Below are 21212 nucleotides of genomic sequence, written 5' to 3' on the forward strand. Positions count from 1 at the left end.
CGGCAACGCATGGAGTCTGGCATCGAACGGCTTCGTGAGGATCGACGCCCAAGGTGGCGCCACGTGCGGCCAGCGCGCTGACGGTGGCCTCTTCTGCTGGCACAGCGAGGGAGGATTCTCCGAGTCCCAGCCATACGAGGAGGGCAGCTACCGAGGGTTCGCCGCAAGCGCCAGGCAGGTCTGCGCCCTCGATCAGGTCGGCCGCGTCGGGTGCTGGCCCTTTTTTCACTGGGATGAGCCGATAACGGTCGGTTGGGAACGAACACTGGCCGCCGCGCGCTTCTCCGACATCGACGCCGGCGATGTCCACGCATGCGGTATTCGGGACAGCGGCCACATCCTGTGCTGGGGAAGCAACGAGGCCGGGCAGCTAGACGCGCCAGCGGGCGGGTCCTTTGTCCATCTCTCAGCCGGTGTCGGGCACACCTGCGCATTGGATGACGCGGGTGCTGCAGTGTGCTGGGGCGACAATCACTTCGGCCAGAGCTCCCCGCCCGCCGACGTGCAGTTCGTCCATCTCACCGCTGGCGAGCTTCACACGTGCGGTTTGCTGCGTGACAGCACGGCCCTGTGCTGGGGCGGTGATTTCGACGGTCAGGCCAGCCCGCCGGCGGGCATCGCCTTCGCTGCCATCACCGCAGGCGCCCTGCATACCTGCGGCGTGATGGCCTCGGGCGAGGCACGCTGCTGGGGACTTGATGCCGACAACAGATTGACCCCGCCACCGGATGACGCGGTATTTGCCCGCCTGACCACAGGTCCGGGGGTGACATGCGGCATCCGCCACGACGGTCTCGCACAATGCTGGGGCGCAGAGCAGTATCCGTCACAGCCGATCTTGGGAAACACCCGCTTCGCCGAGATCGCCCTCGGGCCGTCGCGGCATGACGGGGCCTGCGGACTGCTCGCCGATGGCCGCGTTACATGCTGGCCGACGCACATCGGCGGCACCGCGGACGCAGTAATCTGGAGTGCGCCCAACGATCCCGGCCTTACCGAAATCGCGCTGACAGGACACGGCGCCTGCGGTTTGACAACGGAGCGAAGGATCCGCTGCTGGGCAACGGGCCCGGACCCCTCTTGGGGGAATCTGCTGCCGCCCGGCGGCGAGCATCTCGCCTTGGAAGCCGGGCTCAATCTCGCGTGCGCGCTGAGCCTCGAAGGCGCTGTCGCGTGCTGGAGCAACAAGAGCGAACTGCCGCCGGATGCGATCGAGATCGCCGGTTTGCGGCAAGCCCGTCGGCTGATCACCAAGGATCAGCGACTCGGTATCGACGACCGCGTGATCAACCGGCCGCTTGCGGTCGGCACAGGCGCTCACTACGGACCCGAAGGCCACGAGTCGACGCGGTGGCACGGCTGTCTGATCCGGCTCACCGGGTTCGTCCGGTGCGCCGGCGCCAACGAGTTCGGCCAAGCATCTCCACCGCTCGTGAACCAGTTCCGCAGCCTCGTCGCCGGCGGAAGGCACACCTGTGGCATCACGGTTGAGGGCGCTACTCAGTGCTGGGGGGCCAATGAAGCTGGCCAGTCGGCGCCCCCACCGGGCCGTGCGTTCGTCGAGTTGGCGGCCGACAATGACCACACGTGCGGTCTAGAAGCCGAGGGCGGTGTGATCTGTTGGGGGGACCGCGACTGGTCGTCGCCAGCACAGCTCGTGCCATTCAACGTCAACCTGCCCAAGCGACACTCCGACGACGTCGAACACCTCGACAGACTCCGCATCTTCGACGGCACCGAGTGTTCAACGCATCGCTTTTGCACTGACGAACCCCTGACGCGTGCGGCCTTGACGGTATGGCTGGACCGGCTGCTGCAGCACGGGGCGCCGAGCGTCGTCACCAAGAGCGTCGCATCGATCGAATTCGAAGATGTACCGGCGGAACTCTGGTGGGCCGACAGCGCCCGCCGACTTGCATTTCTTAAAGTGGTTCTCCCCTGCGACGACATCGCACGGCTCTTCTGCCCGAACGACCACGTTTCCCGAGCGAGGCTCGAACACACCTTGGTGCGGTCATTCGAGCTTCACCTTCGCCATGACGCGAGCCCGGCCTCGGACGCGGCGGTTGCGAATGCGCGGGCGGCGATCGGCGCCGATGTGATGTCCGCATGCATCGATCATTCCCCCCAGGCCTGCCGCCAGAGCACAGTCACACGGGGCCAAGCGGCCACCGTGCTCAATAGATGGAGGCAGCACCTCGACGAACTCGAACCGCCGGAGTTCACCTCGGTCTCGACCGAGGGCGGCCATGGATGCGGCCGGCGTGCTGATGGAACCGTCGAATGCTGGGGCGCAGACTCAAGCGGCGAAACATATGTCGCATCCGGTGACCGCGTCATTGACGTGTACTACGACGGCTATTACTGGTGCGGCAGGAGCGCCAGTCGACAATCCATCTGCCGAGGATGGGACGGATACCTCCATTCTCACGTCCGTGAGTCACTCGATATTGAGTCACGCGAAGAACTCGCCTTTGGAAGCATCTACGCCTGCGGTATCGAACCCGACGGCGCCGTGACGTGCGTCGGCGGCGTGATCTCAGATGGCGGCCCGCCGTACGACGAGACCTACTCGCCGATGCTCCTGACGGAAGTCGACCGCCACGAATACGAACATTGGCGTCGAGCTCGGCGGACATGGCTGCCCTGGACAGGCCGCTTCGTGCACGTGGCCGTCGGGAAGCTCCACAGGTGCGCACTGCAGACTGACGGCAGGGCCGTGTGCTGGGGCAAGAACGAGTTTGGAGAGGCGTCCCCACCCGCTGCCGAGCGATTCTCGCACTTGGCTCTGGGCGTCAGCCATTCGTGCGGACTTCGCTTCAATGGATCTGTCGCGTGCTGGGGATATGACGCGGACGCACGGTCATCACCGCCATCGATACGGCTCGTCACACCAGCCGCCCGCGTCGGACCCGCGGTCGGCATTCTCGGCAGTATGCGGGCACAACCCATGCGCCTGAGGGCTCTGGCAGCGACCGGCGCCGCGACCTGCGGTCTCACTGTCGAGGGCCTCGTCACCTGCTGGGGCACGTCGAGTTCGCGCACCTCCTCGGGCGATGCCGAGGATTGGTGGAACTTTCACCCGCCGACAACGGCACCGCCGACGGATGTCGACGGTCAGGTCTTCACTTCGATCAGTGCCTCCGGAGGCGTGTTTTGCGCACAGCGGCCTAATGGGGGTACGCGCTGCTGGGGTTCCGGATCATTCCGACGATCCTTGGGCGTCGGCACCAGATTCATTGAGGTGAGTGCCGGTGATCGGTATACATGCGGACGTCGCATAGACGGATCCGTGCAGTGCTGGGATCACTGGGATCACTGGAATCTCGGGCTCGCTCTGGAGACAGCCGGCAGCTACTCGGCGGTAATGACAGCGCGCACGTACGCCTGCGGCGAGATCGATGATGGCTCACCATTGTGTTGGACCCTGCATCCAGAGCACCAAGTGCCCGTTGAAACAGCCACCAGAGACTTCGAACAACTCAGCGACTCCGGCTCCCATACGTGCTCGTTGGGATCGGATCGCGTGGTGGACTGCTGGGGGCGCAACGACGCCGGAGAAGCCACGCCACCCCCAGGAAGTCGTTTCGCACAGATCTCAACTGGGGCAGTGCAGCTGAGGGCAACCGCCGATGTGACCTATCTCGCGCACACCTGCGGAGTGAGGGTGGATGGGGCGATTGAGTGCTGGGGCGACAGCAGTTATGGCCAATCGGCTCCTCCACCGGGCAACGAGTTCGTCAAAGTCGCGGCGAGCGGAGTCCACGCATGCGGGCTCCGACGCAATGGAGACATCGAGTGCTGGGGTCAAGAGTTGGTGAGAGGCAGGCCTCTGCGGGCGACCGAGCAATACACCGATGTCGTCGTCGGTGCCGGCGGCGGGTACGACTCCACGGGCGACGATGGCACGATCTGGCATTCCAAGCATGTGTGCGGGTTGCGTGTCGACGGGAAAGTCGACTGCTGGGGTGACACGTATTCGTCGAACAAACACTACGACCGGTACACGCCGGACTCCCGCAGCCGGTTCACGTCCATCAGCTCTGGCAACAGCCATGTCTGCGGCATACGCACCGACGGCGCCATCGAATGCTGGGGCATTCCCGGCTTCATCGCCTACTAGGAGTCTGACAGGTGTCTCGCAGGATCGGCGCTCGAGCTCTCAGGGCCAGCATTTGCGCGATCGTGGTCGCAACGGTGGTGTCCCTGCCGAACAGCGCGAGCGGAAGCGAGCGCGATGCTTCCGGCGTTCAGCAGTCCGGAACGAGCGGAGAGAGTTCTTCGTCGGATTCAGTCATCCCGAGAGGTCCGATTCCTGCGAGAACGTCGACCTCGCCCGCGACGCCACTGGCGCTCAGCGAGCAAGACAGATTCGCGAGTCACGGCGACACACGGTCGGTTGACCAGGCGGCTGTCGAAGCAGACGGGGCCCCGTTCATCCCAGGTTCGCCATGCACGATGGACACTTATTGCGTTCGGGAACGACCTATGCCGGAGGTGTTCGTTTCAATCGCTGCCGGCAGTCGACACACATGCGGCTTGCTTGCGGACGGCCGAGCGAGATGCTGGGGAAGAGAGACGAGTCTCTACCCCTTTAAGGGCAACGCTTCGAGCCTCGCATCCAGCAACTTCGTCGAGATCGACTCTCAGGGTGACAACAATTGTGGACTCCGCGCGAACGGTGGCATCCACTGCTGGGACGAGGTTCGCAACCTCCCTGGGGGATACCTGACCGGCTTAGATCAGCCGACACCACCGTTCGAGCAAGAGACATATCAGGCAATCGCAACCGCTGTATCGCATGTCTGCGCCCTCGATGGTGACAATCGAATTCGCTGCTGGGGCAGGTACTACTGGGACTGGGAGGAGCCGAACACGGCCGACTGGCTCGACGAGTCAGCCGATTCTCAGTTCTTGGCCATCAATGCAGGCACCGCGCATGTCTGCGGCCTACGCGACGACAAACGCGTCCTGTGCTGGGGCAACAATGACACCGGCCAGCTCGATGCACCCACCGAGCAGTCTTTCGTACACATCGCCGCTGGGGCTGGGCACACATGCGCTCTCAAGACCGATGGTGCGGCCGTGTGCTGGGGCGACGACTCATACGGCCAGAGCACGCCGCCGGCCGAAGCTCGATTCAGCTCCCTGTCGGCCGGAGGTCTGCACACATGCGGGCTGCAGCCGGAAGGCACCGCGTTGTGCTGGGGCAGCGATATCGACGGTCAAGTCAGCCCGCCTCGCGGCGTGGTCTTCGCAGAAATCTCCGCTGGTTCTCAGCACAGTTGCGGACTGACGACGACCGGTGAAGCACTCTGTTGGGGCTCAGATGCCTACGGGCAGTCGACGCCTCCCCCGGCGCTCGCGCACTTTTCGCGACTGTTCACCGATTGGAATGCGCGAGGCAGCCATGGACCGGTGCTCTCCTGCGGCCTGCGAGCCGACGGTCTCGCCCAATGCTGGGGCGCGGGTCATGACCCAACAGCGCCGGTCCACGGCGGTGCGCGCTTCGCTGAGATTGCTATCGGTAACGATCTCACCTGCGGTCTCCTCCTTGACGGTCATGCGACGTGTTGGCGGCATTACGCGAACTACTCCGAACCAAGACTCGATGCGGTCGTCGACAACATTCCTGACGAACTCACATTCTCAACGCTCGTGATTGTCGCTGACCGAGCATGCGGCCTGACGTCAGAACGCTTTATCCACTGCTGGGGAGCCAACCAGAATTGGCTCAGCCAAGACCTGCCGCCACCGCCATCTGGCAAGCACATCGCGATCGCTACGAGCGAGTACTTCGCATGCGCCATCAATGATGCCGGTCGTATCAAGTGTTGGGACAACGCCTACGGCCTTCCCGAAGAACTCGAGCAGATCGTGCATCCGTACCGAGGCACCACGTCGATCGGTGAACACTTCGGCCGGAATGAGAGTCTCGATCGCAAGTACCGAGCACTGGCTCTCAGCGACGGGGCTTGGTACAGCTCCGGCGGCTCGGAAGATAGAACCCGCCATCACGCATGTGCCTTACTCGAGGACCAAAGCGCCGTCTGCTGGGGGGCCGATGAGTTTGGCCAGTCATCGCCTCCGAGCGGGGTTCGTTTCCGCAGTATCACCGCGGGCGGCAAGCACAGCTGCGGCGTGACCCTCGAGGGGCTGACGCGCTGCTGGGGGGCCGACAACGCTGGCCAATCGACGCCGCCGACTAGTGAAGCCCTCAGCGATCTGCAAGCCGATCACGACAGCACCTGCGGATTGCGCGCTGACGGCAGTGTCGTCTGCTGGGGCCACCACAACTACTCCGCCCCTGCGCAGCTGGTGCCTTTCGACGTCAATCTTCCGAGATGGCATTCCGCCGATGTCCTGGAACTCGACCAACTCGGCGTCATCGCAGGCACGGAGTGCACGACGCAGCGATTCTGCACCGACGCACCGCTCTCGCGTGCGACGTTGGCCGTCTGGCTCGACCGGCTGATTGGCGCCGATCTGCCCGCCGTTGCACAAGACGCCGCGACACCGAAACATCGGGGCGACCCACTCGGTGCCGCAAAGCTGTCGCGAACGACTGTTGCGCAATACGCCGCGACACTGAAGCCGTGGGACGATGTCGCGGCCGATGTCTGGTGGGCAGATCACGCTCAAAGGCTCGTCGCTGCGGATGTCATGCGGCCATGCGATTCGGCAGCCCGGACGTTCTGCCCCGATGAGCCGGTGACCCGAGGCGAACTCAATCTGAGTCTGCAGCGCGCTCTGCATGTGCGAAACGACAGCGACCAGCAGGCGAGATCATCGGTCGCCGTGGCCCATACCGTCGCTGCGGTCGGAGCAGATGTCCTCAGCATGTGCATCGACCGCTCGCCCGAAAGGTGCCGCCAAGGTGCCATGACGCGCGGGCAGGCAGCAACTGTGCTCAACAGATTCAGACTGCACCTCCGGCGACTCGACCGACCTGTGTTCACATCCGCGTCGGGCGCGAACGGCGGCGGCTGCGGGTCGCGTTCGGACGGTTCAGTCGAATGCTGGGGGCACGACAGCACTGGAGTGACCTATGTCCCGTCAAATGCGCGCGTCCTCGACGTCCATTGGGACGGCACGATGTGGTGCGGCCTCAGGGTCGATCACTACTTGATCTGCGGTGGCTGGGACGGGGGTTATGGACATACCCATGTCGCCGCGTCAGTGTCGTTGTCTCAACGAGCGGAGGCGTCCATCGGCCTCAGCCACTCCTGCGGCCTGCTTGCTGATCGATCACTCGAGTGCATCGTCGCCTCATCCATCGGAACGCGAGGACCGGTTCATGACTGGAATGTCCCTGAAGGGGAATTCACCGCCGTTGCGGTCGGTGGCGGTCGTAGCTGCGGTCTGAGACTCGACGGCAGCCCAGTGTGCTGGAGCTCTGACATGTATGGCGAGGACGAGGACGAGTATGGCGTCAGGTCCCCGCCCCAAGGCGCTCGATACTCAGCGATTGCCTTGGGGTCCAGGCACTCGTGTGGTCTTCGTGCCGATGGAACGCCGGAGTGCTGGGGGTATGGCGGGGATGGTCGGCTCACGCCGCCAACGACGGCACATGGCGTTGAGGAAACCGACGACGCAGATTACGAACCGACCACCGAGCCATCGCCCTTGACGTTCAAGGACATCGCAGCTGGCAGTTCGTTCACCTGCGGCCTTACGCGCGATGGGCTGGTCGCGTGCTGGGGCGACTTGGGCGGAGCGCAGCCACCCGAGGACGTCCGAGGTCAGGAATTCGCATCGATCACAGCCGTCGGCAACTACGTGTGCGTTGAACGCCCCAATGGCAGCACGCGGTGCTGGGGTTCGGGTCGATTCCGCCGATCGCTCGACAACGATGCTGGCTTCATCGAGGTGAGCGCGAACGAGGAGTTGACCTGCGGTCGCCGGACCGACGGGACAGTGCAGTGCTGGGGTGGCGAGTATCAAGACCTGCCATCGAACACTCCCGAACGACTGAGCTTCACGTCACTCACCACGGGAAGCAGCTTCGCTTGCGGCCGAACGGAAGTCGGCACGCAGCGGTGCTGGTCTCTGGATGCCGAACGCGATGTCCCCGTCGGAGCAACCGACGAAGACATCGTGCAGTTCAGTGACTCCGGGCATCTCTTGTGCGCCTTGGGCTCGGCGGGCGAGGTGACGTGTTCGGATCGCAGCGACGGTGGCGAGACGATGCCGAGGGGCGGCGACTACGTGCAGGTGGCCACTGGCGCTGTCTCGGAGTATTGGAGAGGCGAGCGGCGTCATGTCGGGCACGCCTGCGCCGTAGACACAAGCGGGTCGATTCGGTGCTGGGGCGACAACAGCGTCGACCAGTCGACTCCCCCAGCAGGCAACGACTTCGTCAAAGTGGCGGCGAGCGGGGTTCATGCATGCGGTCTCCGCACGGACGGCAGGATCGAATGCTGGGGTCAAGGTCTGAGGCACGACGAAGGGCCGTCATCAACCCAGCGCTACTCAGATGTCGTTGTCGGTGCAGGGGGCGGCTACTGGGGCACGTACGAAGATGACGAGGGCCGTATCACGTACCCGGCGCATGCGTGCGGACTGCGGGTCGATGGTGTCGTCGACTGCTGGGGAAGCGTGTACACGCCGAACAAGCCGTACAACCGCCATGAGCCTGACCCGCGCAGCCGCTTCACATCGATCAGCTCAGGTCGCGGTCATGTCTGCGGCGTGCGCACCGACGGCGCCATCGAGTGCTGGGGTATTCCCGGCTTTATCGCCTACTGAGACCGGTTCATCGCTCCGCGGCCGAGTACGCGACCTGCGGCGCGAGCCAGTTCGGCTCCCTGTGATCGAGGCTCTGAACCGGTTGCGCCGGTAAGTGGGGTCAGATCTCCCAGAGGTAGGACAGGGGAAGGGCCACGACTCGGTCCGCTACGGGCAGCGGTGCTGAGCCTGTGTAGAGAACGAGGCCGATCTCGAACCTGTCTCCGATGAGATCCCTGAGCCATGTCAGCCACTTGGCGTCGGTGGGCCGCACCGTCGCACCGGCCTTGATCTCGACTGCGATCACCCGACCATCCGGTCGCTCGATGAGCAGGTCCACCTCGCGTCCGCGGGAGTCGCGGTAGTGACAGAAGTTGAGAGGCTGGCCCATCGCTGCGGCTTGGCGACGCAGTTCGTTGACCGCGAAGGTCTCGTGCAGCGGTCCGCGCTGCTCGCTGGCCGGACCATCCAGCGACCTCGCGGTGAGCCCCAGCAGCGCCGTCGCGAGTCCGGTGTCGTTGACATGGACCTTCGGGCGGCGCTTAGCGCGTGTGGCCGCGCCGGTAGCCCAGCCGGACATGCCGGTAACGAGGTGAGTCATCTCCAGATACGACAGGTAGTCGGCAGTGGTGTCGATGCTGCCCAACTCCAGGTCGCGATGAATGTCGCTCATCACGAGTTCTGAGGCCGTCCTGGCCGCGGCCGCTCGGAGCAGGCGCGCCAGCTCGGTGGACCGTCGAGCCCCTGTGACCTCGACAATGTCGCGAGTCACAGCGGTATGCACATATGCGTCGAACCACAGCCGACGATCTGATTCCCCCAAGTTGATTGCTTCGGGGTATCCGCCACGACAGATGCGGTCGGCATAGTCGGCCCGGGTCACTGTTGACGGGGAAGCATGCAGCAGCTCTTGGGTCGCGGTCGCTTGGGCGCGACCGTCATCAAGCAAGAAGGTCAACAACCCGTTGCCGGTGCCTTCCATCTCAACTTGCGAGAACGGCGCCAGGTCGAAGAACACTGCTCGGCCCGCCAGCGACTCCGAGAACACCGGAACCGTCAGGAAGTTCGTCGAACCGGTCAGCAGGAAGCCACCCGGGGTCGGGTCGGCATCGACTGCCAGCTTGACGGCACGGACGAGGTCATCACCACCCCGCTGCACCTCGTCGATAACGATCGGCCGGGGGCGGTCGGCTATGAAGCCTGTCGGATCGTCGAGCGCGAACGAGCGAACTGTTGGATCGTCGAGATTGAGATAGGTGCCACTGCCCACGACCCGGTGCGCCAAGGTCGTCTTGCCCGACTGCCGTGGACCCCCGAGCACGACAACTCGAAAGGTGTCAAGCGCATGCCGCAACTTGGGCTCAAGGCGACGATGGATTTCAACGTGTCCGGTCACCACCGATATGCCCCCTTGCCCTCGTCCCGGCGCGATATGTCGGACCCGGCAAATGCGCCGGTTTGCGTCCTCACTCTCCTTGGCCAGATAAGGCTACTAGTTGTTTTACCGCATAGCTATTAGGTGTTTTACCAACCTATAGCAGCAGTCAGTCCCAGAGGGCGCAAGCCGGATTGGCCTCAATGTGATCGCCGAGGGTGAACCGATCCGGGGCCCGTGTCGGCCGGAATGTCTCTATTGCGCACATTCGAATGTATGTACTGCGCATTCGGTGATGCATCTTTTGCGCAGACACCAGCGTCGCTGCTGCGCAATCCGCCGAGATTGAGCTTGCGGCTGTGCCGCTGGCACGGGCGCTCAGGCCGCCGGGGCCGTTGCATGCCAGACTCATCGGGCGGGCAGTCGACTGCACCGAGACGCTGATCCTGAGTTCCGAGCCTGGAGTGCCGACGTGGCGATCACGATCCCTGAACCTGATGTCAACAACGTGTGGCGGACCGAGACGCCGGGCAACGAGGGGTGGCTGCGCTCGGCTCGGCCCGATGCCGACGACAAGTTCTTCATGTGCTCGGCGGACGGGCATGTGCAGGAGCCGAACACATTTCTGTATGGCCGCATCGACCCGGCGTATCACCACCGGCTGCCGACCATTGCCGTCACTAAGGCGATGGACGTTCATGGCAAGGGCGACGACGGCAAGGGCAAGGGCGGCGGCGCGACCGAAGAGCAGTTCTTCCAGAAGGCCGAGGGGTTCCGACCGGCCAAGCTCAACTGGACCAAGCCCTTCGAAGGCCACGAGAAGCTGCGCAACCAATCCGGGCGCAGCCCCGAGGCCCGGCTGGCTGACTTGGCGCTGGATGGCTGCGACGCCGAGATCCTGTTCCCGAACAAGGGCCTGAGCATCTGGGCCACGCCCGATGCCGACTTCAGCCACGCCATGTGCCGGGCCTACAACGAGTGGGCCTGAGAGGAGTTCGCCGACTACAACGACCGGCTGGCCCCGATGGCTTGCATCGCTCCCGCAACGCTGGACAAAGCCATCGCCGAGATCCAGCGCTGCGCAGCGCTCGGGTTCAAAGGGCTGAGCCTGCCGGCGAAACCGGTTTTCGGCCCGCCCGACGTGGACGACCTCAACTACAACCTGCGCGAGATGGAGCCGCTGTGGGACTGCATCGACGAGGTCGAGCTGCCCGTCACGTTCCATGTCTCGACCGGGCGTGATCCGCGCACGTCACGCAGCCAAGGCGGCGCCGTCATCAACTACGCCGTGCACTCGCTGGCGCCGACCATGGAGCCGCTGGTCAACATCTGCGCCTCGGGCGTCGCCGAGCGGCACCCGAAACTGCAGTTCGGATCGATCGAGGCCGGCATCGGCTGGGTGCCGTGGATGCTGACCGCCATGGACGAGGCGTACCTCAAGCACCACATGTGGGTGCGGCCCAAGCTCGAGATGCTGCCCAGCGAGTACTTCAAACGGCAGGGCTTCGCGAGCTTCCAGGAAGATCCCGCCGGCCTGGATCTCGCCCGCGAGCACGGCCTGGTCGACAACTTCCTGTGGGCGAACGACTTCCCGCACCACGAGGGCTCATGGCCCTATTCCGCCCAGGCCATCGAGCGCACGATGAGCCACCTCGACGACGGCGAACGGGCCAAGATCCTGGGCCTCAACGCCGCCCGCATCTTCGGCTTCGACATCCCCGAGCGTTACCTGCATCACCCCGACGCGGCCGCCGTCGCCGCCCTGCGCTGAACAAGACGGCGTTGTGCAACGGCGGACAACACGGTCATGACCGCGGCTGACGGGACATGGCAGCCTGCAAGGTTCTCGCGCACATCGAAGCACCGAAGCGTCCAACTGAGCGACGGATCAGAGTTGACGCTCGCGTCAAACGGTGAGCGGCTCGGGGCTCGCGTCATTGACTTCGGTATCTCTGCCGGGTTCCTCTTGATCGGACTCTGGTTGTCATTTGCGTCATGGGACATCGACAACACCGATGAACCATTTGGGAACTCGCTGTTGTTCCCTCTATTTCCAGCCCTACAGCTAGTGATGGTCGTCGTCTATCGGATGTTGGCTACCGCGTTGTGGGGCCAGACGCTGGGAAAGCGGGCACTGAGTATCCGAGTTGTCGACAGAACTACGGGTCGACGGATTCGCTGGCGTCAGGCCTTCGCGCGCACCATCATTCCTTTGGCTGGCGGTCTCATCTCACTCGCAGGCCTGTACTTCTGGTTCGTGTTCGGCATTGTCGGTGGCAATACAGGTACCGCCGTGTTCTTTCTCGTCGCAGGCCTCGTAGGCACCTGCCTGTGCTACCTGTCAATCACGTGGCATGCCCAGCGGCAGGGTTGGCACGACCGCTCTGCGAAAACGCTCGTCGTCCGAGTGCCTTGAGGCCCGAGCCCTGCTCCGGCACCGACGCGGCCGCTGTCGCCGCTCGGCACTGAAACCAGCTCGGACACATCGCTGGAGCCTCCTGACCTTCGGCGAGATGTAGGGTCGATTTCCAGGAGCCATCTGGTCAAGGGGTGGAAATGGTGCGCAAAGTGGTCAAGAGAATCGGCAGTGGACTGCGGAGCTTCGGCCACTTTGTTGCTGCACTCTCGCACCCGAGCTCAAAGTCATCAGCACCGGACCCGCGCAAGAAAATTGCGCGACAACTGATGGACGCCACTCATGTCGCCAACATGGGCGAGGGCGCAGGAGGCACAGCGGCCGTGGGAACCGGCAACAGTCCGCCTGGCGAGAAGATTCTCGGCCAAGTCATTTCAGACGGTTACAAGCAGCAGCGCTGACACTGAACGCCCCGTGACTGCTGTCGTCGGCCGTGCGTGCCGCGACGGACGGGACACGTGGTGTCAGGCGTTGACGGCGTAGGGCACGGGGTCGCCGGCTAGGGCCAGGTTGACCTGTTCGGCGATCTGGGTGCCGGCGCGGTCTTGGGCCTCGGTGGTGCTGGCGCCGAGGTGCGGTGTGGCCACCACATCGGGTCGGCCGAACAGCGGCGACTCGGTTGCCGGTTCGGTTGCGTAGACATCTACTGCTACGCCGCCAAGGCGCCCGGCCTCCAAAGCTGCGGCAGCCGCCGTCTCGTCGAGAATGCCGCCACGAGCGGTATTGACGATCAACGCATGCGGGCGGCACCTGGCCAGGTTCTCGGCCCCCAGCAGCCCCGCCGTCTCGGGCGTGCGGGGCATGTGCAGCGTGATGATGTCCGACCGTTCCAGCAATTCGGGGAACTCCACCATCTCGACGTCGGCGGCTCGGCCCGATTCCGCGCTCACATAGGGGTCATAGGAGATGAGCTCTACGTCGAACGGGGCGATCCGCTGCGCGACTAAGCGGCCGACTCGGCCGAGGCCCACGATCCCGATTGTCTTGCGGTAGATCTCCATGCCGCCCCAGCGGCTGCGCTCCCAGCGGCCATCGGCGAGCGCCTGGTGTGCTTGAGGCACATGGCGCGCCAGCGCCAGCATGAGCGCCACGGTCATCTCTGCTGCCGACACGACGTTGCTGTACGGCGCATTGCAGACGATCACTCCGCGCTCGGTCGCCGCGGCCACATCGACGTTGTCGAGCCCTACGCCGGCACGCCCGACGACCACCAGCGAATCGCCCGCTGCGAGGACATCGGCGTCGACCTGGGTGGCCGAGCGGATGACCAGCGCCTGCGCCCCGGCGACGGCGTCGCGCAACTCGTCGGCGCTGAGCCCCGTTCGGACGTCGACGTCGTGGCCAGCCGCGCGCAGCAAGTCGAGGCCGGCATCGGCCAACGTCTCGGCAACCAGGACCCGCGCCACGTCACCCGACCAGGTCTGCGATGCGGCTGATGCCCTCGGAGAGATCGTCAAGCCCCATCGCGAATGAGAAACGCGCATAGCCGGGGGCACCGAACGCCTCGCCAGGCACGAACGCCACCTTGGCCTGCTCGAGCACTGCTGCCGCCAAATCGAGCGTGGTGTCGACGTCCGTACCGCCGAGGCGGCGTCCCAGCAAGCCCTCCATTTTGGGGAATGCATAGAACGCGCCTTCGGGCTCCGGGCACTCCACGCCGTCGACCGAGTTGAGCATCTCGGTGATGCGCTGGCGCCGCACGTCGAACGCAGCGCGCATCATCGCGACCGCCTCGAGGTCGCCCGACACGGCAGCGAGCGCCGCAGCCTGGGCCACGTTGCAGACGTTGGAGGTGGCATGGCTCTGCAGGTTGGTGGCCGCGCCGATCACGTCTGGGGGCCCGGCCATCCAGCCGACGCGCCAGCCGGTCATGGCGTAGGTCTTGGCCACACCGTTCAGCACCACACAGCGGTCGGCGATCTCGGGCACCAGCACGGGGAGCGAATGGTGCTCGGCGTCGCCGTAGATGAGGTGCTCGTATATTTCGTCGGTGATTACCCACAGACCGTGCTCGACGGCCCACTGGCCGATTGCGATGATCTCGTCGCGCGGGTAGACGGCACCGGTCGGGTTGGACGGCGAGACGAACAGCAGCGCCTTCGTGCGGTCGGTTCGTGCTGCTTCGAGCTGGTCCAGGCTCACGCGGAACCCGCTCTCGATGCCGGCGAACACCTCGACCGGTACGCCGCCGAACACCCGGATCGCCTCGGGATAGGTCGTCCAGTAGGGCGCCGGCAGCAGCACTTCGTCACCAGGATCGATCAGCGCAGCCATGGTGTTGTAGACGGCCTGCTTGCCCCCGTTGGTGACCAGGAATTGGCTGGCCTCCCAGTCAAGGCCGCTGTCGCGCTTGGTCTTGGCAGCCAGCGCTGTCTTCAAGGCAGGCAGACCGCCGGCAGGCGAGTAGCGGTGGTTCGCCGTGTCGCGGCATGCAGCCGCTGCAGCATCGACGATGTGTTCCGGCGTCGGGAAGTCGGGCTCGCCGGCGCCGAAGCCGATCACGTTCTCGCCCGCCGCCCGCAGCGCCTTGGCCTTCGCGTCCACGGCGAGGGTGGCCGACGGGGCGATGCCCGCCAGTGCCGTCGATACTCGATTGCTCATTGAGCGTCTCCCGTCTGCTCGACGCGCTGCCGCGAGCGCCCGACAGTCTCGCCGCCCAGCGACCGCATCAGGCGCGGAACCACCCTGTCGGCGCAGCCAGGCGTGAAGTCGCCGATGAATCTCGTCGGCGATTTGTAGTGAAAATGTGGTTGTCGGCGACTGGCCCGGGCGCAATAGTGGCAGCCGATGGCTGCCTCTCCCTCATCGATTTCTCTTCCCGCCGAGCTGCGACCCGCCGATGGGCGCTTCGGCTCGGGCCCGTCCAAGGTTCGTCCCGAAGCTGTGAAAGCGCTGGAAGCTCGTGCGCTCGACTACATGGGCACGTCGCATCGTCGCACCGGCGTGCGATCTGTGGTGGGCCGGTTGCGCGCAGCCATGACTGAATTGTTCGGGCTGGGCGATGGCTGGGAGGTGGTGCTGGGCAACGGCGGCAGCACCGGCTTCTGGGACGCCGCCGCATTCTCGATGATCGAACGCCGGGCACAGCACCTGGCCTTCGGCGAGTTCTCCGAGAAGTTCTCTGCTGTGACTGCTGCCGCGCCGCACCTGGAAGACCCAGTGGTGATCACAGCGCCCTATGGCAGCCACCCGACGCCTGAGCCCGACGCCGGGATCGACGTGTATGCGCTGACCCACAACGAGACTTCCACCGGGGTGGCGATGCCGCTGGCGCAACCGCAACTGGGCCCGTTCAGGCAAGGCGCCTCGCCCGCGCTGGTCCTGGTCGACGCGACCTCTGCCGCCGGCGCAATGACGTGGGACCCGGCTGACGTCGACTGCTACTACTTCGCTCCCCAGAAGGCCTTCGCCGCCGATGGCGGACTGTTCATCGCGCTGTGCTCACCGAACGCGATCGAGCGGATAGAGCGGATCGACAGCGACGGCCGCTACAAGCCCGCCACGCTGGACTTGGCCATCGCGGCGCGCAACTCTCGCCAAGACCAGACCTACAACACGCCAGCGCTGGCCACGATTCTGCTGACGCTCGAAACCGCCGAGTGGATGCTGGACGGCGGCGGCCTCGCCTGGGCGGCCTCTCGCTCGGCAGCCTCCAGCAGCAGCATCTACGACTGGGCTGCAGCCCGGGACTTCGCCTCGCCGTTCGTCGCAGACCCCCAGATGCGCTCCCCCGTCGTATGCACCATCGACTTCGACGGCGTGAGCGCCGATGACATCGCGGCAGCGCTGCGAGCCAACGACATCATCGACACCGAGGGGTACCGGAAGCTGGGCCGTAACCAGCTCCGCATTGCCGCATTCCCTGCGATCGATCCGATCGACGCCGAGGCCCTAACCGCCTGCATCGACTACATCGTCGAGCGACTCTGATACCGCAACTGGCAACGCAGTCGAACGGCCCCAGGGCGACAGCTGATTCGCCTCAGCGCTCGGAGACGAGAACGCCCGTCTTGACGACAAACGTGCCTGCAGCCTTGTCGTGCCAACCCTGGTTCTTCCGGTCCCACGTGATGCTCAGGTCACACACAGCCACCGACGCGACGGCGGCAAGCAGCGCAAGGAACTCACTTGCCAACGACAGAAAAACGGCCAACACGGCAAAGGGAACCAGCGGGACCGCCCAGCGAATCAACGACCTGCCCCATCCCGGGGGGCGGCCCGTCGATTCATTCACCACTCGAATGTCAACGATCCGCTTTCCCACGGTCTGTCCCCACAACGCTGATTGGACAACCTCATACCCGACGAAGACAAGTGGCAGAACCACGAGGGCTACGAAGAACCTGCCTGCTGCAGAGCTGACCCTGGGCTCGACAATGTAAAGGCCGACGACATCCCGGGTGATCAACCAGAGCGTGTACACGACCCCAATGTCCAGGACCCGTGCAGCCAATCGAGTTCCGGGGCCCGCAAGCTGCACGGTCCCGAGGTCGCCCACACCGACTGAACGGGTCCGCCATCTGCTCTGCGCGGCAGACGCCTTGCCGAGGTCACTCATCTGCTGCTCACGGCTTGATGACGAGGGTGCCCGCGGCCTTGTCGTGCCAGCGCTGATACACGCGATCCCATGTCAGGCTGAGATAGCACAGAATCCACCACAGCCAGCCAATCCACACGAGGAACGGGATGGCCGCGGCTAAATCCGGGATTGACCACCACGCGCTTTGCCGAGGTTCTTCCCGAGATGTGGCGCGAGCAGTTAGTCGCCGACGGAGCGACTCTCAGCGCAGCGCCATCACGATCCCGCCGCCGCGCCCACGACCACGAGCGCAGTGCATCCGGCCAAAATGCTCGCCGAGACGATGCCGCAAACTAACCCTGCGACGCGCATTCCTTCGCCCCGCTTGCCCCCGAACTGCGTGTCCCGCTTCGCACGGACTGCCAAGACAATGCCCACGACGCCTGCGATGCCCCAGGTGATGAACCCGCAAATCCCGCACACCATCGCCGCTATGGCGAGACCGCTGTAGGGGGCATTCATGTCTGGTTGCACGCGGTTCATTTCTGGTTGAACCCCTTCGATCTGCTTAGTTGATCTCTGCGCTTGCGCGACCTTGATGACCAGCGTACCGGCGGCTCTGTCGTGCCAGCCTTGGTACACGCGGTCCCATGTCAGGCTGACGTAACACAGGATCCACCACAGCCAGCCAATCCACAAAATTCCGAAGCCAAATGCGGGCAAGCCCGCGATCGTCACAGGCAAGCCCGGAATGGCCCACCTCGCGATGGCCTTGCCCCATTCGGGTACCTCACCCGACTGGGCGTTCACGACCTTGGTGCCCACCACGCGCTTGCCCAAGGTTCGTCCCCACAACGCGACCGGAATGATCTCGTAGGCGATCGAGACAGCAGAGAGGACCAAGAAGAATCCTGCACCCGGAAACACTCCGGTGAAGTCGGGCGATTCCTCCTGCAATTCATCACCGAATGCACTCCAGTCGACGTTCACCAAGATGATGACCATGTCGACTGCGAATAGGAGAACTGCGTCTAACACCCGCGCACCGAAGCGGGCCCCTGCAGAAGCAAGCCTGACGATGCCGCCGTCCGGCAGCTCAGCCCAGCCGGTGCGTCGCCCGCCGTCAGACGGCGGAGGTTCTCGGTACTCGCTCATCGAATAGCGCCCCTGTTCCCTCAAGGCGTCGGTGGATGAACTTCAGGCATTGATGACGAGGGTGCCTGCCGCCTTGTCGTGCCAACCCTGATACACACGATCCCAAGTCGCGCTCACGTAGCACAGGATCGCCAAGAGCAGACCGGCGAGGGGAATCAGTGAGATTAGGCCAGGAATCACACACCGGCCGACTGACTTGCCCCAGCCAGGCACTCCGCCATGTGCCGCGTTGATGATCTTGATGCCGGTCATCCGCTTACCCAAGGTTCGTCCCGACACAGCGACTTGCACACCCTCGTAAACCAACCAGACGATCGGGCCGATGAGCGTCGCCATGGCCAGCCCGCCGGAGAAGACCCCCGAGTCCTCGTCGGAGAGGGCCCATCCGCCGAGCATGATCATGAGCACGACCATGTAGATGACAAAGACGAAGATGATGTCGAGAATCCGGGCACCGAATCGCGCGCCGATGCGCGCCAGCTCGACGGTCTCCCCAGATCCGAGTTCAGCCCAGCCAGTGCGCCGGTCTCCGTCGTAGGACGGGGACTCGCCGTAATCGCTCATGAGTGACCTCCGCGGACGTTGACGCAGTCGACAGACGCCAGTGGAACCTAGCGCGCTCCAATGGGGAGTCCCCGGCGCACATCGGCCAGCGTCGGTGCCGCGAGCTGATCCGAAGCGCTAGTTGTGGGCCGGGTCGTCGGGGTAATTCGCGAGCAACCGCGCGGGGGGCGATTGGCGCGCCAGCACGTCGTGCCAGAGCGTCGCTGCATTCGCCGTCAGATCGCCAGGTGCCGAGTCGAACACCCACCAGCAGCCCGCCTGCAGCTCGCCTCGCAGCTGGCCGGGCCCCCATCCGGCGTGCCCGCCATAGATCCGGACGGCAGTGACTTCAGCATCGAGTTCAGACGGATCGGCGGTGAGGTCGACCAATCCGACGGTCCCATTGACCGTGCGCCAGACGCCGTCGGCATCAGCGGACCCACCGCTGGAATCCGAGGGCGACGGCAATTGGCCCGCGGACGGATCTGATGTGGCCCCGAGCGCAAGCAGGCCCTGAGGCTCCACGGGACCGCCGAGCCCAACTGCAGCTTCGGTCGCAAAACGCGACGCCCAGCGCGGAACCGCCGCCGCGCACGAGATGTCCGACGCTCGATTGATGACCACGCCCAGGGTGCCCGCTTCCTGGTGCTCGATCACGAACACGACCGTGCGATCGAAGTTGGGATCCACCAAGCGTGGCGTCGCCACGAGCAGGTCACCCGCAGTGGGCACCCGCACCGGCGTCACGACAACGTCGACCACACCCCGATTCTGCCACCGTGTCCCGGAGGTTCAGGAAACGGCGCCGCCTGATGCTGCGGTGACGTCCTGGCGGCCCGCGGTGATCCACGGCATCATCGCCCGCAGCTCCGCACCGACCTGCTCGATGGGGTGCTGCTTGCCTTCCTCGACCATCCGGCGGTAGTTGGGCAGCCCGTTGCGGTTCTCGTCGATCCACTCCCGGGCGAAGGTGCCGTCCTGGATCTCCGCCAGGATGCGCTTCATCTCCGCCCGCGTCTCGTCGGTGATGATGCGTGCGCCACGAGTCATGTCGCCGTACTCGGCTGTTGTCGAGATGGAGTAGCGCATGCCCGAGATGCCGGCCTCGTAGATGAAGTCGACGATCAGCTTCACCTCGTGCAGCGTCTCGAAGTAGGCCGACTCGGGCTGGTAGCCGGCCTCCACCAAGGTCTCGTAGCCAGCCCGGATCAGCTCGGTGAGGCCGCCGCAGAGCACCACCTGCTCGCCGAACAGGTCGGTCTCGGTTTCCTCGGCGAACGTGGTGGTGAGCACGCCGCCCCGTGTGCCGCCGATGCCCTTTGCATAAGCCAGCGCGTCGGCCAGCGCCTGCCCGCTGGCGTCCTGGTGAATCGCCACGAGCGCCGGAACGCCGCCGCCCTCCACGTAGGTGCGCCGGACGTTGTGACCCGGTCCCTTGGGGGCGATCATCCACACATCGACCTCATCAGGCGGGCTGATCTGGCCGAAGTGGATGTTGAAGCCATGCGAGAAGGCAACCGCATTGCCCGGCTGCAGGTTCGGCGCGATCGAATCCTCGTAGATGGCGGCCTGGTCGGTATCGGGCAGCGCCATCATGATGATGTCGGCCTCAGCGGCGGCGCCTGCGACATCGGCGACGCGCAGGCCCTCGGCCTCGGCCTTGGCACGCGACGACGAGCCTTCCCGCAGCCCCACAACGACATCCACGCCGCTGTCGCGCAAGTTCAGGGCGTGGGCGTGGCCTTGGGAGCCGTAGCCCATCACCGCCACCGTGCGGCCAGCGAGCTGGCTGAGGTCTGCGTCTTCTTCGTAATAGATGGTCGCGGGCATTCGTGTAGTTCCTCTCCGAGTCAGCGTTGGCGGGAGTCTGCCAGCCTCAGGTGGTCATGCCGACGGCGGGCTCATCGGCATCGAGCGCCCGCAGCGCAATGCGGCCCGTGCGCTGCAGCACATGCAGGCCGAACGGACGCAGTTGGCGCTCGCACCGGTCGAGCCGGTCTGGATGGGCGCTCACGCTCACAATGGCCTCGCCATCGGCGTGATCGAGCACTTCCCCGCCGTACTCGGAGATCACATCGGTGACGGCTTCGAGGTCGGCGGCACCGACGCGGGCGAGCATCAGCTCGCGCTCGAGCGAATCGGACGGGTGCAGCTCGCTGATGTTGATGACGTTGACGAGCTTGTCGAGCTGCTTCGCTATCTGGTTGACGTCAGTGTTGTGAACATCGACCACGATCGTGATGCGGCTGTAGGACGGATCGGCCGTCGGGGCCACTGCCAGCGAGAAGATGTTGAAGCCACGCCGGCTGAACAGCCCTGCAATCCGCGCAAGAACGCCGAACTTGTTCTCCACGATGGCCGCAAAGATGTGCAGGTCGGGTTCCTGCGGCAGGCTCACCACCGCAGATTCCTCAGGGGACAGGTTCGTGCCTTGCGCGCCGCTCACGACGGCCTGCCGCATTGCGCGCCGCTCACGA

15 protein-coding genes and 1 pseudogene are annotated in these 21212 nt (G+C 64.9%); 7 read left to right on the forward strand and 9 right to left on the reverse strand.

The window, feature by feature from the left end:
• The first annotated feature begins 34 nt into the window (after positions 1-34).
• A complete protein-coding gene (locus tag ACOGI8_RS13175) occupies positions 35-4123 on the forward strand; it encodes a hypothetical protein (RefSeq protein WP_419856412.1) in 4089 nt (1362 codons plus the stop codon).
• A 335-nt stretch (positions 4124-4458) separates the two neighbouring features.
• On the forward strand, positions 4459-8748 hold the full coding sequence (locus ACOGI8_RS13180; protein WP_419854249.1) for a hypothetical protein: 4290 nt from the start codon (positions 4459-4461) through the stop codon (positions 8746-8748).
• A gap of 100 nt (positions 8749-8848) precedes the next feature.
• On the opposite strand, the gene ACOGI8_RS13185 is transcribed toward ACOGI8_RS13180, so the two are convergent.
• A complete protein-coding gene (locus ACOGI8_RS13185; protein ID WP_419854250.1) occupies positions 8849-10123 on the reverse strand; it encodes an ATP-binding protein in 1275 nt (424 codons plus the stop codon).
• 451 nt (positions 10124-10574) lie between these two features.
• Here ACOGI8_RS13185 and ACOGI8_RS13190 point away from each other — a divergent pair, with 451 nt between their 5' ends.
• The 4 genes and pseudogenes from ACOGI8_RS13190 to ACOGI8_RS13205 all read left to right on the forward strand — a co-directional run bounded on the left by ACOGI8_RS13190 (position 10575) and on the right by ACOGI8_RS13205 (position 12919).
• A complete protein-coding gene (locus ACOGI8_RS13190) occupies positions 10575-11090 on the forward strand; it encodes a hypothetical protein (RefSeq protein ID WP_419854251.1) in 516 nt (171 codons plus the stop codon).
• A gap of 15 nt (positions 11091-11105) precedes the next feature.
• Positions 11106-11873, forward strand: a pseudogene (locus ACOGI8_RS13195) (amidohydrolase family protein); the annotation flags it as partial.
• 36 nt (positions 11874-11909) lie between these two features.
• Entirely contained in the window at positions 11910-12518 is a 609-nt protein-coding gene (locus ACOGI8_RS13200; protein ID WP_419854252.1) for an RDD family protein, read from the forward strand.
• A gap of 269 nt (positions 12519-12787) precedes the next feature.
• Entirely contained in the window at positions 12788-12919 is a 132-nt protein-coding gene (locus ACOGI8_RS13205) for a hypothetical protein (protein ID WP_419854253.1), read from the forward strand.
• A 63-nt stretch (positions 12920-12982) separates the two neighbouring features.
• Here the strand turns inward: ACOGI8_RS13205 and ACOGI8_RS13210 are convergent, their stop codons facing one another.
• Complete coding sequence (locus ACOGI8_RS13210; RefSeq protein WP_419854254.1) at positions 12983-13924, reverse strand: hydroxyacid dehydrogenase; 942 nt, start codon at positions 13922-13924, stop codon at positions 12983-12985.
• Between the two features lies 1 nt (position 13925).
• Complete coding sequence (locus tag ACOGI8_RS13215) at positions 13926-15119, reverse strand: pyridoxal phosphate-dependent aminotransferase (protein ID WP_419854255.1); 1194 nt, start codon at positions 15117-15119, stop codon at positions 13926-13928.
• Between the two features lie 186 nt (positions 15120-15305).
• Between ACOGI8_RS13215 and serC the strand changes: the two genes are divergently transcribed.
• Complete coding sequence (gene serC, locus ACOGI8_RS13220) at positions 15306-16448, forward strand: phosphoserine transaminase (protein ID WP_419854256.1); 1143 nt, start codon at positions 15306-15308, stop codon at positions 16446-16448.
• A 52-nt stretch (positions 16449-16500) separates the two neighbouring features.
• On the opposite strand, the gene ACOGI8_RS13225 is transcribed toward serC, so the two are convergent.
• The 6 genes from ACOGI8_RS13225 to ilvN all read right to left on the reverse strand — a co-directional run bounded on the left by ACOGI8_RS13225 (position 16501) and on the right by ilvN (position 21196).
• Positions 16501-17076, reverse strand: coding sequence for an RDD family protein (locus ACOGI8_RS13225; RefSeq protein WP_419854257.1), 576 nt, complete (start codon positions 17074-17076; stop codon positions 16501-16503).
• 237 nt (positions 17077-17313) lie between these two features.
• The gene (locus ACOGI8_RS13230) at positions 17314-18192 is read right to left on the reverse strand and encodes an RDD family protein (RefSeq protein ID WP_419854258.1); all 879 of its coding nucleotides are present in this window, start codon (positions 18190-18192) and stop codon (positions 17314-17316) included.
• A 42-nt stretch (positions 18193-18234) separates the two neighbouring features.
• Complete coding sequence (locus ACOGI8_RS13235; RefSeq protein WP_419854259.1) at positions 18235-18756, reverse strand: RDD family protein; 522 nt, start codon at positions 18754-18756, stop codon at positions 18235-18237.
• Positions 18757-18873: 117 nt separating this feature from the next.
• On the reverse strand, positions 18874-19497 hold the full coding sequence (locus tag ACOGI8_RS13240) for a YqgE/AlgH family protein (RefSeq protein ID WP_419854260.1): 624 nt from the start codon (positions 19495-19497) through the stop codon (positions 18874-18876).
• 30 nt (positions 19498-19527) lie between these two features.
• Complete coding sequence (gene ilvC / locus ACOGI8_RS13245) at positions 19528-20565, reverse strand: ketol-acid reductoisomerase (protein WP_419854261.1); 1038 nt, start codon at positions 20563-20565, stop codon at positions 19528-19530.
• Between the two features lie 46 nt (positions 20566-20611).
• Positions 20612-21196, reverse strand: a complete 585-nt coding sequence (gene ilvN, locus ACOGI8_RS13250; protein ID WP_419854262.1) for an acetolactate synthase small subunit — start codon at positions 21194-21196, stop codon at positions 20612-20614.
• Positions 21197-21212 lie beyond the last annotated feature (16 nt).

Source organism: Candidatus Poriferisodalis sp. (assembly GCF_965204195.1).
Classification (GTDB): Bacteria; Actinomycetota; Acidimicrobiia; order Acidimicrobiales; family Poriferisodalaceae; genus Poriferisodalis.

What these genes read in the sequence shown, in the direction of transcription:
- serC (WP_419854256.1), top strand. Translation starts at nt 15,306, where the DNA reads ATGGCTGCCTCTCCCTCATCGATTTCTCTTCCCGCCGAGCTGCGACCC.
- ilvC (WP_419854261.1), bottom strand. Translation starts at nt 20,565, where the DNA reads ATGCCCGCGACCATCTATTACGAAGAAGACGCAGACCTCAGCCAGCTC.
- ACOGI8_RS13235 (WP_419854259.1), bottom strand. Translation starts at nt 18,756, where the DNA reads ATGAGCGATTACGGCGAGTCCCCGTCCTACGACGGAGACCGGCGCACT.
- ACOGI8_RS13180 (WP_419854249.1), top strand. Translation starts at nt 4,459, where the DNA reads ATGGACACTTATTGCGTTCGGGAACGACCTATGCCGGAGGTGTTCGTT.
- ACOGI8_RS13230 (WP_419854258.1), bottom strand. Translation starts at nt 18,192, where the DNA reads ATGAGCGAGTACCGAGAACCTCCGCCGTCTGACGGCGGGCGACGCACC.
- ACOGI8_RS13225 (WP_419854257.1), bottom strand. Translation starts at nt 17,076, where the DNA reads ATGAGTGACCTCGGCAAGGCGTCTGCCGCGCAGAGCAGATGGCGGACC.
- ilvN (WP_419854262.1), bottom strand. Translation starts at nt 21,196, where the DNA reads ATGCGGCAGGCCGTCGTGAGCGGCGCGCAAGGCACGAACCTGTCCCCT.
- ACOGI8_RS13200 (WP_419854252.1), top strand. Translation starts at nt 11,910, where the DNA reads ATGACCGCGGCTGACGGGACATGGCAGCCTGCAAGGTTCTCGCGCACA.
- ACOGI8_RS13205 (WP_419854253.1), top strand. Translation starts at nt 12,788, where the DNA reads ATGGACGCCACTCATGTCGCCAACATGGGCGAGGGCGCAGGAGGCACA.
- ACOGI8_RS13215 (WP_419854255.1), bottom strand. Translation starts at nt 15,119, where the DNA reads ATGAGCAATCGAGTATCGACGGCACTGGCGGGCATCGCCCCGTCGGCC.